Below are 13805 nucleotides of genomic sequence, written 5' to 3'. Positions count from 1 at the left end.
CACGATCGGTAGCAATCGTCCATCCCATTAATGAGAAATAAACTCATTAAGCTCTTGAAGGCAGTGTACACCACCAGGGGCTTATTGCAAATAGTTTTCATCAAAAAATCGAACCGCCTTCCTCGCCCCTTCGGTTGAATGCTGCAATGCAGTCTGGGCAGGCGATCTGTCCATCCTCAGACATAAAAAAGCCCCTGCAGAGAGAGGAGAAACTGCAGGGGTTGGATTGTGCGTCACACTTTCTCTCAGGGAAACTCATCTGAATGGCATCGCTCGAGGCTTGCCAAGTCCGCACGTGACCGGACTGCTTTCCAGCACGAGAATTGAGATATTACTCTTCCCACGGAGAACGTCTATCGCAATCTATCCTCAACATTGGGATTGAAGTCGTAAAGCGATCGAAGCCACAATTTGCGTAAAGTTTCTTTGCAAAGAGCGATGCAACGTCGCTAACGGGAAACGTGCGCCACCAGGATTGCAGAATTGTGATTGCCGTCACGCAAACTTTTTGCTAACTAGTAAAAGTTTGCAATAACCCTAATGGCATGCAGCATCTGCAACAGGTGCTGTTAGGAGCGAGAGGAGTTGAGGAACTTTTAGCCTTTTTAGATGAGATGTCTTGCAGTACCGTTCCTCTTCTGCTAGGTTTTGTCCTAGCTTTATGAGGAATATCCTCAACTCAGCAAACACCTTTAGGGAATATAGGCGTATTTCTCGATTCTGCCGATGATTTTTCGAAGCCCGTACTGCTCGGATTGAGCCCAGTTCCATTCGATTTACGCCAGTGTGGACTCATTTTTCAATCGGCATTTGCAGTGATTGCGCTGAATGGATTCGCGATCTGAAGTATTTGGCGATGTCTACTTCAGACTTGCCTGAATTCAATAATTCTCATCTGGCGATCGCACTGTTAGTGCATCGGCAACTGGTGTTATGTATCACTTGCAACCTTTATTGCAACAAAGTGGCAGGCTGGAGGGTATTCGAGTGATTTTCGAATGACTTTCGAGTGACTTCAGAGTTGATTCTGAGTGCGCAGTCCGCTACTAGTTTGGTATTTTGCCAAGGAGAATAAGCTCAATGCAAACCTATGGAAATCCCGATATGGAGTTTGAGTTTGGGGCGGGGAATGCTCGCCTAGCAAACTTATCGGGTACGTTTATTGGTGCTCACGTTGCCCATGCGGGTCTAATCGCATTCTGGGCCGGAGCCATGACCCTATTTGAAATTTCCCGCTACTCGCCCAACCAACCCATGTCCGAACAGGGACTAATTTTGCTACCCCACCTGGCTACTTTAGGCTTTGGCGTGGGTGCCGGTGGAATCATCGAAGACACGTATCCCTATCTCGTGATTGGCGCACTCCATCTCATCTCCTCTGCAGTTCTAGGGGCAGGTGGATTATTTCACGCATTGAAAGGACCTCAAGATTTAAAAACAGCCTCAGGATGGGCTGCAGAGTTTCATTTTGATTGGGGAGATCCTAAAAAGTTAAGCATTATTTTGGGCCACCATTTAATTCTGTTAGGGATAGGAGCTCTGTTACTCGTTGCTAAGGCAATGTACTTTGGTGGCTTGTACGACTCTGTCATTCAAGATGTGAGAATTGTAACCGATCCAACCCTCAATCCTCTAACAATTTATGGATATCAGACCCACTTTGCTACGGTAGATAATCTTGAAGATATTGTCGGCGGCCATATTTACGTGGGTGTCTTACTCGTAGGTGGCGGTATCTGGCATATTCTCGTCGAGCCGATGGATTGGGCCAAGAATGTGTTGGATTTTTCGGGCGAAGCAATTTTGTCTTACTCTTTAGGCGGTATTGCCTTAGCTGGATTTACAGCAGCATATTTCTGTGCAGTCAACACTGTGGCTTATCCTGTAGAATTTTACGGCGGGACGCTGTCAATCAAGCTAGGTCTAGCTCCATATTTTGCCGATACCGACAGCCTCGCATTTGACACATATACCTCTCGCTGTTGGCTGGCAAATATGCACTTCTACCTGGCATTTTTCTGCTTGCAGGGTCACCTCTATCACGCCCTACGCGCTCTCGGAGTTAACTTTGCCAAGATGACTAAGACTCTGGCTTCCACCTCTGCATAAGTGAAAGCCGAAATCGCTTTTGCATAAGTTCTAGCTTTTCACGGATCGACGAGCTGACTAGATTGAGTTCTAGCCAGCTTTTTTTTGCCAAAATGTCCAGTTGCAAATCAGCTTACCCCCAACCTCGACTCACTTGACGGTGGGTTTGCGATGCTGTCTGCCGATCGCGATCGCAGGCAGAATTCTCTTTGCTGTGGCAGGCAGAATTCTCTTTGCTGTGGCAGGCAGTGCAGCACTGGTCTTGGCGTTGCCGCGATCGCAGCAGGACAGTAGCCTAATAGGGCGAGTTCGGTAACGCGGGAAATTCTATCGACGCTGGCGGTGGCTTGCGTTTGTCATGGAGGAGCAGATCGTGGGTGGGCAATGGCAGCGGCGACACGTCCTGACACTATCTGACTTTACGGACCTCGAATACGAGATGGCCATTCAGACTGCCGCCAGCTTTCGCGAGGTACTGACTCGGCGCAATCGCAAAGTTCCAGCACTCCAGGGCAAGGTGGTGGCCAATCTATTCTTCGAACCCTCCACCCGCACGCGCAATAGCTTCGAGCTAGCCTCCAAACGCCTCTCCGCCGATACGGTTAACTTCTCCCCCGGACACTCTTCCCTCAGCAAAGGGGAAACGATTTTAGATACCGCCCGCACCTTCTGGGCGATGGGGACCGATCTGATGATTATTCGCCACAGACAGGCGGGGGTACCGCAGGCGATCGCCCGCGAAATGGATCGCATGAGTCAGGGCAAAGTTGGCATCCTCAATGCAGGCGACGGCCAACACGCCCATCCCACCCAGGCACTGTTAGATCTCTTCGCTCTGTGTACTCATCTCAATTCCGCCGATCCCCATCCAAAATTGTTAGCGGGGAAGAAAATTCTGATTGTGGGCGACATCCTGCATTCGCGGGTGGCGCGATCGAATATTTGGAGTTTGAAAGCAGCAGGTGCAGATTTACATTTGGTTGGCCCCCCAACACTGTTGCCGAAAACCTTTGCCACCTATGGTGTACCCCTTCACTGGCAGCTCGACGATGCCTTGCCGGGAACGGACTTTATCATGACGCTACGCCTGCAGCAGGAACGGATGGAGGGACACCTGCTGCCCAGCCTGCGGGAATATCACCAGCAGTACGGCATGACTCGCGATCGCCTACAACGGTGCCATCCCAACGTCAAAATCCTCCACCCCGGTCCGGTCAATCGCGGCGTAGAATTGAGCTCGGACCTGATGGAAGATGCAGCGTTAAGCCTGATCGAACAGCAGGTCACCAGTGGCGTCGCCGTGCGCATGGCCCTGCTATATCTAATGGGAGGCGGTCGATTGCCAGACTAAAACAATCCGTTTGCGATCGTAGCGACAACCGCTCCAATCTCTGCCTGTCCCGTTTGTTGTTTAAGGGGTTTAACTCAACTCGCGGGTGAGATTGGGCGATCGCGATCGACACGAGAGGTTTCCCGAACCCACCGCAGGTTAGCGCAGCTTTTGGTACTGCTGGTTACCCAGCCTCAAGTTTGGCTAGTGGGACAATCGGGTAAAGATAAACTAGGTTGTTATGTTCGGCTGCTCGATGGTGCTCGTGAAAAAAACCATTGCTTGGGCTGGTCTGCTGACTGGCTGTTTGATTCTATTCTCTGCCTTTGCCCCCGCTTATGGAGCCGAAGTTGAAGCGACCTTTGCAGGAGGTTGCTTCTGGTGTATGGAACATCCCTTTAACGAGCTGGAAGGAGTAACCGCTACCACCGTCGGATACATGGGCGGTCATGTGGAAGCCCCCAGTTACCGTCAAGTGGCTTCGGGCAAAACGGGCCATGCTGAGGTCATTCAAGTAACCTACGATCCCGAGATCGTTAGCTACGATAGGCTCCTAGAGGTGTTTTGGCGCAATGTCGATCCCGTGGATGCTGAGGGACAATTTTGCGATCGCGGCAGCCAATATCGCACCGCCATCTTTACTTATGACGAGCCGCAACAACAGCTAGCGACAGATTCTAAGGCAGAAGTGAGCGATCTCCTCAGCCAGCCGATCGCCACCGAAATTGTGGCTGCCAGCCAGTTTTTCCCAGCCGAGGAATATCACCAGGATTACGCCGACAAAAATCCGCTGCTCTATCGCTACTACCGCTTTAGCTGCGGACGCGATCGCCGTCTCCGGGAAGTCTGGGGCGCGATCGAATAATTCCAACTATCTCTCCACCCAACGCGTTCTCTCCAAAAACCATTTGTAGGAATCATGAAAAGACGCAATGCGCTCCAATCGGGACTTGCCCTCAGTATCAGCCTACTGTCTGCCGCGTTCGGCAATCCTCGCGCAGCCAAGGCTTCGAGCGAGTCTTTCGAGGTAACTAAAACGGATGCTGAATGGCGGACCATTTTGAGCCCCGAAGCCTTCGAAGTTTTGCGCCACGAGGCCACCGAGCCCCCCTTTCGCAATGCCTATTTCGACAACAAAGCCGAGGGCTTGTACAAATGTGCGGGTTGCCAACAGCCTCTGTTCTCCTCAGAAGCCAAGTACAGCAGCGGTACCGGCTGGCCGAGTTTTTGGCAGCCGATTGCGGCTGAGGCGATCGGCACGAAGACCGATTGGAAGTTAATTGTGCCCCGAACCGAAGTCCATTGCGCTCGCTGTGGCGGGCATTTGGGGCACGTCTTTAAGGATGGTCCGCAGCCAACGGGACTGCGCTATTGTCTCAACTCGGCAGCACTAAACTTTGTTCCGGCTTAGATCTGTCCGGCGCTAGGCTTTTCGGGACACAGTGAACTACTGCTTTGAGCTGGAAAACTCAGCTCGAAAAGTTCTAGCCTCGCAATTTCGGACAAGACTTGGCCTGCTCGTTGGCAATCTCGCATTTACGGGCCAAACAAGGCTCGCGGCAGGCGGGATCGTCTTCGATCGCGGCAGGCAGTTGGCCGAACGCCATCTCGCAACTCATGTCCTCAAAATTGGGGGTCATGGTGAGGGGAATGCCGAAGTCTTTGTAGAAAAAATCTTGGGTTGGCAGTTTGCACATGTTGACGCACATGCCCACACATTGACTTTGTTCCAGATAGCGACATTTTTTGATGTGGACGCCGCTCTTTTGTCGCCGCACCGACCCATCTGCCGCTGCAATCTCGACTTCCTTCACCTCGCACGGCCCCACCAGCCATTCAAATAACAGCGTGGCAGACCAGGCATTGAGTTCGCAAACCAACTGAGTGGGAGAGAAAAACGTGCGGATCGCCTGGAGAGCGACCTCGGGCACGAGCGATCGCAATACTCCCATTACGACTTGCTTCTGCTCGTTGGCATTGCGCCCCTGCACGATCTTCTGGGAGAGATCGACAAAACCGTCGTATCCATCCAAGTGGGTCTCTCGACCAATCGTCTCGGCCATCCTGCGGGACAACAGCCAAATCAACAGTTGGTCGAAGGGGCTATCGTCATAATCGGTTTTCCGATCGGAATGGACCGCAGATTTACCATCGATATTCGATTTCAAGTGGGGTACCTCGCACAAACGGCGATCGCTGCTACTCAGTGTCGGCCAGAATGGGCCAATTCAGCCTCAGTAGGACTACATCCCACAAAATTCTTCCTAAAGAAACCCGCACTTGGGCAAAAACCGAAGAAATATAGCAAAATTTCTTAACAAAATGCTAGAGTTAGGTTTCGTGCTTGCAAACTCTTGCGGGCACCCAACAATCGAGTGCGCAGCAAAGCTGAGGGGTGAGTGTAGGATTCTCGGTCGCGGCTACGTCCTCGAATCCATTCACTGAAGCGATCGCTGCAGTCTTTCAACAGCCCACTGCGATCGCCCCATCCACTCATAGGTTCTTTATGTCTCAAGCTACTGCCATCCAGTTTGCTCAGCTCCCCCTTGCAGCTCCCATTTTGCAGGCGATCGAAGAGATTGGCTATCGAGAGCCATCTCCCATCCAAGCCCAAAGTATTCCTCCCCTCCTCGACGGTCGCGATTTAGTGGGCCAAGCCCAAACCGGTACTGGCAAAACAGCTGCCTTTTCACTACCGCTGCTCACCCGTCTCGATTTGTCCCAGCGCTATCCCCAAGTCCTTGTCTTAGCCCCCACCCGAGAGCTCGCCATTCAAGTGGCAGAAGCGATGCAATCCTACGGGCGTCACCTGTCTGGCCTCGAGATTGCGACCCTATATGGCGGACAAAGTATTGGCTTGCAAATTCGGCAATTGCGCCGTGGCGCTCACGTCGTGGTAGGGACTCCCGGTCGATTGCTCGATCATCTCAAGCGGGGCACCCTTCAACTCGATCGCCTCTCCAGCGTTGTCTTGGACGAAGCCGACGAAATGCTGCGGATGGGCTTTATTGACGATGTGGAACTCATTCTGCGCCAAGCACCGTCAGGGCGACAGGTGATTTTGTTCTCCGCCACCATGCCCGCCCCAATCCGCAAGGTTGCCGCGCAGCATTTGAGCGATCCGGTGGAAGTGAAGATTGCGGCGAAGACAGCAACAGTCTCCACGATTGCCCAGCGGTACTGGCAGGTGAGAGGCATGCACAAGCAGAGTGCCTTAATTCGCATTCTGGAGGCAGAGGATTTCGATGCGGCACTCGTGTTCGGTCGTACCAAGACGATTACAGCAGAGATCGCCGAGAAATTAGAGGCGGCTGGCTATGCCAGTGCAGTGTTGAATGGCGATGTCAGTCAGGCGTTGCGGGAAAAAACGGTCGAACGACTGAAACGGGGGGCGATCGATATTGTAGTGGCAACCGATGTAGCCGCGCGGGGGTTGGATGTAGAGCGCATCAGTCACGTGATTAACTACGATATTCCGTCTGATGCCGAAACCTACGTTCACCGCATCGGGCGCACCGGTCGAGCGGGTCGCAAGGGGGATGCTATTTTGTTTGTCTCTCAGCGCGATCGGCGTATGTTAAGGACAATCGAGCGAGTGACCCGCCAGCGCATTGAGGAGATGCAACTGCCCAGCAATGTGGATATTGCCGCCCGCCGCATTGCCCATTTCAAGGACAAGATCGCAGAAACGATCGCCTCTGAAGATCTAGAATTTTTTGAAGATCTCGTCAGCAACTACCAAACCGAGCACGAGAACAGTGCTCTAAAAGTGACAGCAGCCTTGGCCTTTCTCGCCCAAAAAGAACGCCCGCTGCAGCTACCGAAAGAACCCGAGGTTCTTCCAGGCAAGGGAGAGCGTCCGGCTCGACCGACAACAGGTAGAAATCGACGCAGTGACGTCCCCATGGCGACCTATCGAATTGAAGTCGGACGCGATCGCGGGGCAACACCCAAACATATTGTGGGGGCGATCGCCAACGAAGTCGGGATTGACAGCCGCAATATCGGCCAGATCCGCTTGTTTAACGCATTTAGTGTGGTGGACTTGCCGGCTGACCTGCCACCGGAAGTTTTCGAACAACTCAAGCGAGTGCGGGTCTGTGGCGAGCCACTTCAGATTAAGCTAGACGATCGGGCGGGCGGGCGAGGCGATCGACGCGATCGCAACAACTCGTTCCGCAGCCGTCGCAGCAGGCGTCCGAGACCCGAGCGGAACGACTAATCGGGGCTCGACATGGGTAATGTGGGACTGTGTGCGACGGCCCTGTCTATTTACGAGACGTTGGAGCTGGACTGCGCTTGGCATATCGCGTTTACCCAGAAGAAGGGATTGTGCTAATCATGCGTTTGATTTGATGGAGGGGAGATTGCAGTAACCCCAATACAACCAGACAAACCAGTACAGTATCTGTAGCTGTGAATCCCCTCTCGCAATGCAACTGTCTGTCTTTCATGCCCCCGAGCAAGTTCCTTCCCTCGCCAGCAATCCAAGTCCAGATTGTGCGATCGTCGTGGATGTTTTGCGGGCTACCACGACCATTGCAACGGCATTTGCAGCAGGGGCTGAAGCGGTTCGAGCTGTTGCCGAGCTTGCAGATCTAGATGCCGCCAGTGCTGCTTGGCCTCAAGAACGCCGCCTGCGATCGGGCGAAAGAGGGGGCCAGCCCGTCGAGGGATACGATTTGGGCAATTCGCCCCTAGACTACACTGCCGAAACTGTCGCTCAAAAGCGCATTTTTATGAGCACCACCAACGGTACCCGCGCCCTGGCCTGCGTCCAAACTGCGCCAGTGTTGCTGACTGCCGCCTTTGTGAATCTATCGGCGGTGGTGGAGCAGGTACTCCAGCAGCAATTTGAGTCAGTTTGGCTGGTTAATTCCGGCTGGCAGGGGGCTTACGCTCTAGAAGACACTGCTTGCTCGGGGGCGATTTGTGCTGCCCTGCAGCAGGCATCTGGCTCTTATAAGGCTGCCAATGACGAAACGGTGGCCTCGATCGCCCTTTACCGTCAATGGCAAGACAATTTGTTGGGGTTGCTGCGGCTGTCCAGTCACGGTCAGCGGCTACTCGCGCTGGGGCGGGATGCCGATTTGGTCTATTGTGCCGATCGCGATCGCTTCAATGTGGTTCCCCGACAGAGCGAACCGGGTATTCTCCAGGTGCGAGCAAAGCCATTGAGCTAGACCCAGACTGGCGTCAGTCGCTATGCTGTAGGCAACTGGCCAGTACCGGAGTAGCCTCGTCGAGGTGCTCCTATGCCGCTAGCGATTATCCGAATGAGAGGTGAGATTGTGGAGAGTTACATCACTAGTGCTGGCAAGCAACTTTGGGGATCGACCCGAAAACTAGCCATTCGTGCCGCCGATAGCGCTATCCAAACGGGCACCCTCGCGCTCGATCGCGGCAGTTTATTTTTAGGCAAAGCCCGAGTCCTCATCTCCGATACCTTCTCGGTTGCCGCAGATTCTCTCAAATCTCGCCGCTAGTCATCCCACAATACCTACCACCCGCTGAAGACGATGGGCGCGTAACATTGCCCATCGTCTCGAGCTGTTTTCAGGCGACTTTTCGCACGCTCGAAGCTCCGAAGCCTCTAGGGCTGTCGGGCATCCTCAAGAGACCTGAGTTCGATGACTCTGCATTGCCCTCACCCCCGGCCCCTCTCCCAAGTTTGATACTGCTGGCCAATTTAACATTTAGAAATATTGGCATGGTGCAAGTCCTCTGCATTGCCCTCACCCCCGGCCCCTCTCCCCTCGCGAAGCGTGGCGTCAGCCGTAAGTTTGGGAGAGGGGAGAAACAGCCGAAAATCCTTACGGGGCCTTGTTCCCCTGCCCCCAAAGTTGGGGGTAGGGGTTAGGGGAAGGGGGCCACAGGCATCTAGACAAATGGCCAATGTTTCGGAATATGAATTTCGCCAGCAGCATCAAATTTGGGGGAAGGGGTTAGGGGATGGGGGCCAGTCGAACTCACGCTCAAGAGGGGTTAAATGACGCAACATTGGCAGTCTTATCCCCCAGAAGAGGTAGACATCGCGGAAAGTCTTTGTTACATTAATTTACATAATGATATGCACTGTGACGATAATCATTTGCCTGGTTTGGTGGGCGCTCATTCTGATGGAGCAGGCAGTTCAACGTCAGGAATTTTCTCGCATGCTGGCAGGAATGTTGGTGGTAGCATCGGCAGCAGGCGTTCTGACTGTGCATTTCTTGATCGGTGATTACTTTACGTTTGTCAGCCAGACTGAGCTTGTGAATCAACAGGCAGATCTGGTTTTGAATCTAGAACTGCTGCAGTAGCCATCCCTTTTGCAATCTAGAGACTTTGTGCCTTGGGGCGATCGCAGCAGTCCTCGACTATTGTGGCAATCCTAGAGTTTCGTCCCAACCTGCCACGATATTGAGACACTGAATCGCTTGGCCGATGCTTCCCTTGAGCTTCTCGTCCAGAGTGGCTAGTACCACCAGGCGATTGGTTCGGCCATCGAGGGTGAGGCCCACAGAGCAAATATTGGTATCCACCACCTGCTGGCTGTAGGGGAACTGTCCGCTCGGCAACAACTCAATCCAGGCGGATTGTTTGTAGAACGCCTTGTAGATGGTTAGCAAATCTTCGTTAACCAGCCCCGGATCGCGGATGGGGGCGTAGACCGTCACCAGCAAGCCCCGTTCGATGGGAACCCGATGAACAGTAAATTGTACGGCTACGCCTCGACCGACCAGATCGCTGCAAACCCTTTCAATTTCGGGGGTCTGACAATGCTGGCCTACGCTCTCGGTCCAAATGCCAGAAAGGCGATCGGCAGTCTTGGGGCGATCGCGATCTGCGAGCGCGGGCAGTCCGGCTTTAGCGTCGATTGCGATGCGATCGGGATCGATAAATCCCTGTCGTAACAGGGGGGCGATCGCCAAAAGGCTAGCCGTGGCAAACTCCCCCGGACAGGCGACGAGGGTTGCTGTGGAGATTGCGCTGCGAAACAGTTCGGGCAGTCCGTAGGTAGCCGTTTGGCGAATATCTTCCTCTGCTAGCCAGACTGACGGGTTGGGGGATTGCCCCTGGCTGTACCACGTCCGATAGAGATCGAGATCGTGCAGGCGATAATCTGCAGATAAATCGATAATGCGGCAGCCGAGCGGCAGCAGATCGGGGACGAGGGCCAACGCGCAACCGCGAGGGAGGGCCAGAAAGAGAACTTGACACTGTTCTGCAAGGCGATCGCGATCGATATTGGCCAGAGCGGCATCGAGTACCCAGCTCGGGTCGTGTTGAAACGTTCCAGAAATTGCTTCTCCCCAATCCGTCAGATCTGCGGCAATACGAACCCTGGGATGTTGTCGCAAGCGATCGAGCAGTAACTGGCTGCCGTATTCGGGAGTGCCAATAACACCGACATCGAGCTGGCCTTCTGGCACAATTGCTTCCCTCTCGCGTACGGGCTGGGTAAAGACTCTAATGTCTTATCACGAACCTGTAGTTCTGGAGGTTCGTACAAACCGGTCAGTCAATTGGCGAATACCGTTCGATGCGATCGCCCTAGCGCCACCCAGGCGGGTTAAGGAAGCTGCCAAACCCGTTGATGGTAGTGAATTGGGGCAGCATATGGATCCACAACCGCTTCGCCATCGCAATCGTGGCGATGGGGGCCGTGGCTGTGAGAACTGAGGTTGTGATGGTGGTGGAGAGCGCCCGGACTCAACGCCTCGCTAGCGGCAATGCGAAATTTGCACAGGTGACAATTCATGCGGACTTCGCCCGCCTGCGCTTCCCGCTCGCGTCGGTACAGTGACTGCAGTACTGCAGGTGCAATTCCCAATTCTGGCAAGCAGACCATCTCGACATCGGGATGTGCGCGATCGCGGGCGACTGTTGCCGCTTGAATTTTCTTCACCAATACCCCCGTGAAAAGGAAGTAAGGTACGACGAGAATGCGCCTGGGTTGGAAGCTGAGGGCGCGATCGAAGCCCGCCTCCAGGCGAGGGTGGGTAATACCCACAAAGCAGATTTCCACAGAGCGATAGCCCGACCCTTCCCACAACAGACGCGCTAACTTATAGGCTTCGCTATTGGCTTCGGGGTCGCTGGAGCCCCGACCCACAAATAGCAACACGGTGTCCTGTTTGGGCAAGGGGGGCAGGCCCGCCTCCACCTGTGCGAGGCGCTGCCGCAGCAGATCCAATAAGTCCGTCGAAATCCCCATCGGCGCGCCGTAGTAGAAGGTCATATGGGGATGTTGGCGCTGGAGGGCATCGAGTTCGTTGGTGATATCGAATTTGTTATGACGCGCCCCAAATAACAATACGGGCAGTGCAACAGCTTCGTGCAGCCCGAGGCGATCGCACTCTGCCACACCATCGGCAATGGTGGGCTCGGTCAATTCGAGAAAGCAAGGAATCACCGGGCGGCTGAGATCGAATTGAGCGTAGGCTGCAGCCAAATCGAGAATGGCCTGACGACCCTGCGGATCGCGGGAACCGTGGCCCACCAATAAAACCGGCAGGGGCGAGCGTGGGTTCTTCTCCTCTTGCAACTCTGTCCGATTCGCAGTTGTGACGGGAGATGGTGTAGTTGACTCGATCGCCCCAGTACTAGTGCTCAAGAATCTTTCCTCGCTTGCAAATCGATGGAGCTATCAGAATACCGCAGGTCTAAACCGGACCCAAAGCGATCTCGCCAGCCCCAATTCATGTCAAGCCTACTACCAAAGCACGAAAAACGGGGCAATAATCAGCCCCGTTTGCCTGTTTCATCCCTGGACTTTGTCGCAAATCATTCGCCTAGCAGGCAGGCGCGAGGCCAGTACCGCATTCTTCCACAATCAATGTCGGTCGTCCGCTAGGACCATCATTCCTAAAGCGACCGCTAGTTAAGTTGCCGTCATCGAGAGCTTCATCGAGCATCACTAAAACATTATTCGGGGCAGGGGAATTATCCAGAGCAACACCCACATAGTCGTAAATACTATTTGTTCCCTCCCAGTTATATCGTCCGCCGATGGGAGCATCTTGAAGGAAGGCCACATCGTTGATGTATCCTTCAGTGCCTGGTGGAATCGCATTGTGAGAGTCGTTGGGGTAGGCTCCCGTCAGCAATGCATACGTGTAGATGCCATCGGCAAAGCTCTTCATCTCGCTCGCGGTCGCAGCAACTCTAGCCCGTTCTATGTTGTTGGCCAACACTGGGACTGCGACGGCTGAGAGGACTCCCAAGACAACAGTGACCGCCAGTAGTTCAATTAGGGTAAAGCCATTGGTTGCTTGTCGGCAGGGACGGATTTTAGAGGGTAATTGCATGGTCCTGAGAATTAAATGACTGTTCGAGGACAGGGAATGAGTATCAAAAAGAATCATGATTGACGCATTCATTGCTTGTCTTAGTTGTAGTTTGAACAAAGTGATGGGGAAAACGATCGGTACATCTGCCATTTTTGGTTTCGAAGATACGTAATAACCCTGAAAGTTCGGGCTTGCAGATTACCTTAAGGGGATTGATGGAGGTTTCAGCATCCCTTGCCCCCCAGCAGTTTTGCGGTGGAGATGTCCTTCTGCGCGATCGCCTGGGGGTCTTGCGATCGCGGCTCCCCTGCTAGACTCAAAACTGCAGTACACTGATGCGCCAAACCCATGTGGGACCCGTTGCAGCTTTGGCTTTACCAAACAGAAGGATGGGCGGACGGATTAGTTCGCGCTCAACTGATTCATTTGACACCTGTCAGTCTGGCTGTGGTGTTTGGAGCGGGATTGGTCACCAGTCTGTCCCCCTGCATGTTGTCGATGCTGCCCATTACGGTGGGGTATATCGGTGGCTATAGCGAAACGCAACAGCGGTGGCAGGCGACGGTGCAATCGATCTGGTTTGCGCTGGGATTGGCCGTGACGCTATCTGCCTTGGGGCTCTCTGCAGCACTGCTAGGTCGCATCTACGGTCAGGTGGGCAATTTTTGGCCGCTGCTGATGGGGGGAGTGGCGATCGCCATGGGCCTCAATCTACTGGAAATCCTGCCACTGCAATTTCCCAATTGGCTGGCCGACAAAGAAATTCCCCAGCAATGGCCTACTGCTTTGCGGTCTGTGCTACTGGGGCTGACGTTCGGGTTGATTGCCTCCCCCTGCAGCACCCCCGTACTGGTGGCACTATTGGGTTGGGTCTCCACGAGCGGCAATCCCACGCTGGGGGGCGGATTGTTGTTGGTGTATGCGCTGGGGCTGGTTTCGCCGCTGATCGTTGCTGGCACGTTTACCGGTCTGCTCAAACAATTATTGTCGGCGCGCAGTTGGTCCCGCTGGCTCACCTACGGCAGTGGAGGGCTATTAGTCGGATTTGGCACCCTCTCAATTTTGACGCAACTGGCTTGAGACAGCAGGTTTCGATTGCGGGACAATTTATC

14 protein-coding genes are annotated in these 13805 nt (G+C 53.9%); 10 read left to right on the top strand and 4 right to left on the bottom strand.

The annotated features are described in order from the left end of the window. Positions 1-1080: 1080 nt before the first annotated feature. From SYN7336_RS08105 to msrB, 5 genes are all read left to right on the top strand, one after another. Complete coding sequence (locus SYN7336_RS08105) at positions 1081-2109, top strand: chlorophyll a/b binding light-harvesting protein (RefSeq protein WP_017325430.1); 1029 nt, start codon at positions 1081-1083, stop codon at positions 2107-2109. A 100-nt stretch (positions 2110-2209) separates the two neighbouring features. After that, positions 2210-2404 (top strand): hypothetical protein, encoded by a 195-nt coding sequence (locus SYN7336_RS25000; protein WP_038025815.1) that lies wholly within the window; start codon positions 2210-2212, stop codon positions 2402-2404. A 42-nt stretch (positions 2405-2446) separates the two neighbouring features. After that, positions 2447-3439, top strand: coding sequence for an aspartate carbamoyltransferase catalytic subunit (locus SYN7336_RS08100; protein ID WP_017325429.1), 993 nt, complete (start codon positions 2447-2449; stop codon positions 3437-3439). Positions 3440-3674: 235 nt separating this feature from the next. Continuing rightward, the gene (gene msrA, locus SYN7336_RS08095) at positions 3675-4283 is read left to right on the top strand and encodes a peptide-methionine (S)-S-oxide reductase MsrA (RefSeq protein WP_202951151.1); all 609 of its coding nucleotides are present in this window, start codon (positions 3675-3677) and stop codon (positions 4281-4283) included. Positions 4284-4337: 54 nt separating this feature from the next. Then, the gene (gene msrB / locus SYN7336_RS08090) at positions 4338-4829 is read left to right on the top strand and encodes a peptide-methionine (R)-S-oxide reductase MsrB (RefSeq protein ID WP_017325427.1); all 492 of its coding nucleotides are present in this window, start codon (positions 4338-4340) and stop codon (positions 4827-4829) included. 73 nt (positions 4830-4902) lie between these two features. Here the strand turns inward: msrB and SYN7336_RS08085 are convergent, their stop codons facing one another. After that, positions 4903-5586, bottom strand: coding sequence for a DUF4033 domain-containing protein (locus SYN7336_RS08085; RefSeq protein ID WP_017325426.1), 684 nt, complete (start codon positions 5584-5586; stop codon positions 4903-4905). 227 nt (positions 5587-5813) lie between these two features. Here SYN7336_RS08085 and SYN7336_RS08075 point away from each other — a divergent pair, with 227 nt between their 5' ends. The 4 genes from SYN7336_RS08075 (at position 5814) to SYN7336_RS08060 (ending at position 9720) form a co-directional block, all read left to right on the top strand. Beyond that, positions 5814-7640 (top strand): DEAD/DEAH box helicase, encoded by a 1827-nt coding sequence (locus tag SYN7336_RS08075; RefSeq protein ID WP_227498626.1) that lies wholly within the window; start codon positions 5814-5816, stop codon positions 7638-7640. 211 nt (positions 7641-7851) lie between these two features. After that, positions 7852-8601, top strand: coding sequence for a 2-phosphosulfolactate phosphatase family protein (locus SYN7336_RS08070; protein ID WP_017325423.1), 750 nt, complete (start codon positions 7852-7854; stop codon positions 8599-8601). Positions 8602-8673: 72 nt separating this feature from the next. Then, positions 8674-8904, top strand: a complete 231-nt coding sequence (locus SYN7336_RS08065; protein WP_156820079.1) for a hypothetical protein — start codon at positions 8674-8676, stop codon at positions 8902-8904. Between the two features lie 591 nt (positions 8905-9495). After that, positions 9496-9720 (top strand): hypothetical protein, encoded by a 225-nt coding sequence (locus SYN7336_RS08060; RefSeq protein WP_227498625.1) that lies wholly within the window; start codon positions 9496-9498, stop codon positions 9718-9720. A 57-nt stretch (positions 9721-9777) separates the two neighbouring features. Here SYN7336_RS08060 and argC read toward each other — a convergent pair whose 3' ends face one another. From argC to SYN7336_RS27810, 3 genes are all read right to left on the bottom strand, one after another. Next, a complete protein-coding gene (gene argC, locus SYN7336_RS08055; RefSeq protein WP_017325420.1) occupies positions 9778-10833 on the bottom strand; it encodes an N-acetyl-gamma-glutamyl-phosphate reductase in 1056 nt (351 codons plus the stop codon). A 140-nt stretch (positions 10834-10973) separates the two neighbouring features. Continuing rightward, positions 10974-12017, bottom strand: a complete 1044-nt coding sequence (locus SYN7336_RS08050; RefSeq protein WP_017325419.1) for a sirohydrochlorin chelatase — start codon at positions 12015-12017, stop codon at positions 10974-10976. A gap of 178 nt (positions 12018-12195) precedes the next feature. Beyond that, a complete protein-coding gene (locus tag SYN7336_RS27810) occupies positions 12196-12711 on the bottom strand; it encodes a type II secretion system protein (protein WP_017325418.1) in 516 nt (171 codons plus the stop codon). A gap of 330 nt (positions 12712-13041) precedes the next feature. On the opposite strand from SYN7336_RS27810, the gene SYN7336_RS08040 reads away from it, so the two are divergent. Continuing rightward, entirely contained in the window at positions 13042-13773 is a 732-nt protein-coding gene (locus SYN7336_RS08040) for a cytochrome c biogenesis protein CcdA (protein WP_017325417.1), read from the top strand. Positions 13774-13805: the final 32 nt, after the last annotated feature.

The sequence above is a fragment of the Synechococcus sp. PCC 7336 genome (assembly GCF_000332275.1).
In the GTDB taxonomy this organism is placed as follows: Bacteria; Cyanobacteriota; Cyanobacteriia; order Thermostichales; family PCC-7336; genus PCC-7336.
This window is presented reverse-complemented; position numbering and strand designations above follow the sequence as displayed.

Excerpts from the sequence above, each read along its gene's own strand:
- SYN7336_RS08105 (WP_017325430.1), top strand. The coding sequence starts at position 1,081 with ATGCAAACCTATGGAAATCCCGATATGGAGTTTGAGTTTGGGGCGGGG.
- SYN7336_RS08100 (WP_017325429.1), top strand. The coding sequence starts at position 2,447 with ATGGAGGAGCAGATCGTGGGTGGGCAATGGCAGCGGCGACACGTCCTG.
- msrA (WP_202951151.1), top strand. The coding sequence starts at position 3,675 with ATGGTGCTCGTGAAAAAAACCATTGCTTGGGCTGGTCTGCTGACTGGC.
- msrB (WP_017325427.1), top strand. The coding sequence starts at position 4,338 with ATGAAAAGACGCAATGCGCTCCAATCGGGACTTGCCCTCAGTATCAGC.
- SYN7336_RS08070 (WP_017325423.1), top strand. The coding sequence starts at position 7,852 with ATGCAACTGTCTGTCTTTCATGCCCCCGAGCAAGTTCCTTCCCTCGCC.
- SYN7336_RS08065 (WP_156820079.1), top strand. The coding sequence starts at position 8,674 with ATGCCGCTAGCGATTATCCGAATGAGAGGTGAGATTGTGGAGAGTTAC.
- SYN7336_RS27810 (WP_017325418.1), bottom strand. The coding sequence starts at position 12,711 with ATGCAATTACCCTCTAAAATCCGTCCCTGCCGACAAGCAACCAATGGC.
- SYN7336_RS08040 (WP_017325417.1), top strand. The coding sequence starts at position 13,042 with ATGTGGGACCCGTTGCAGCTTTGGCTTTACCAAACAGAAGGATGGGCG.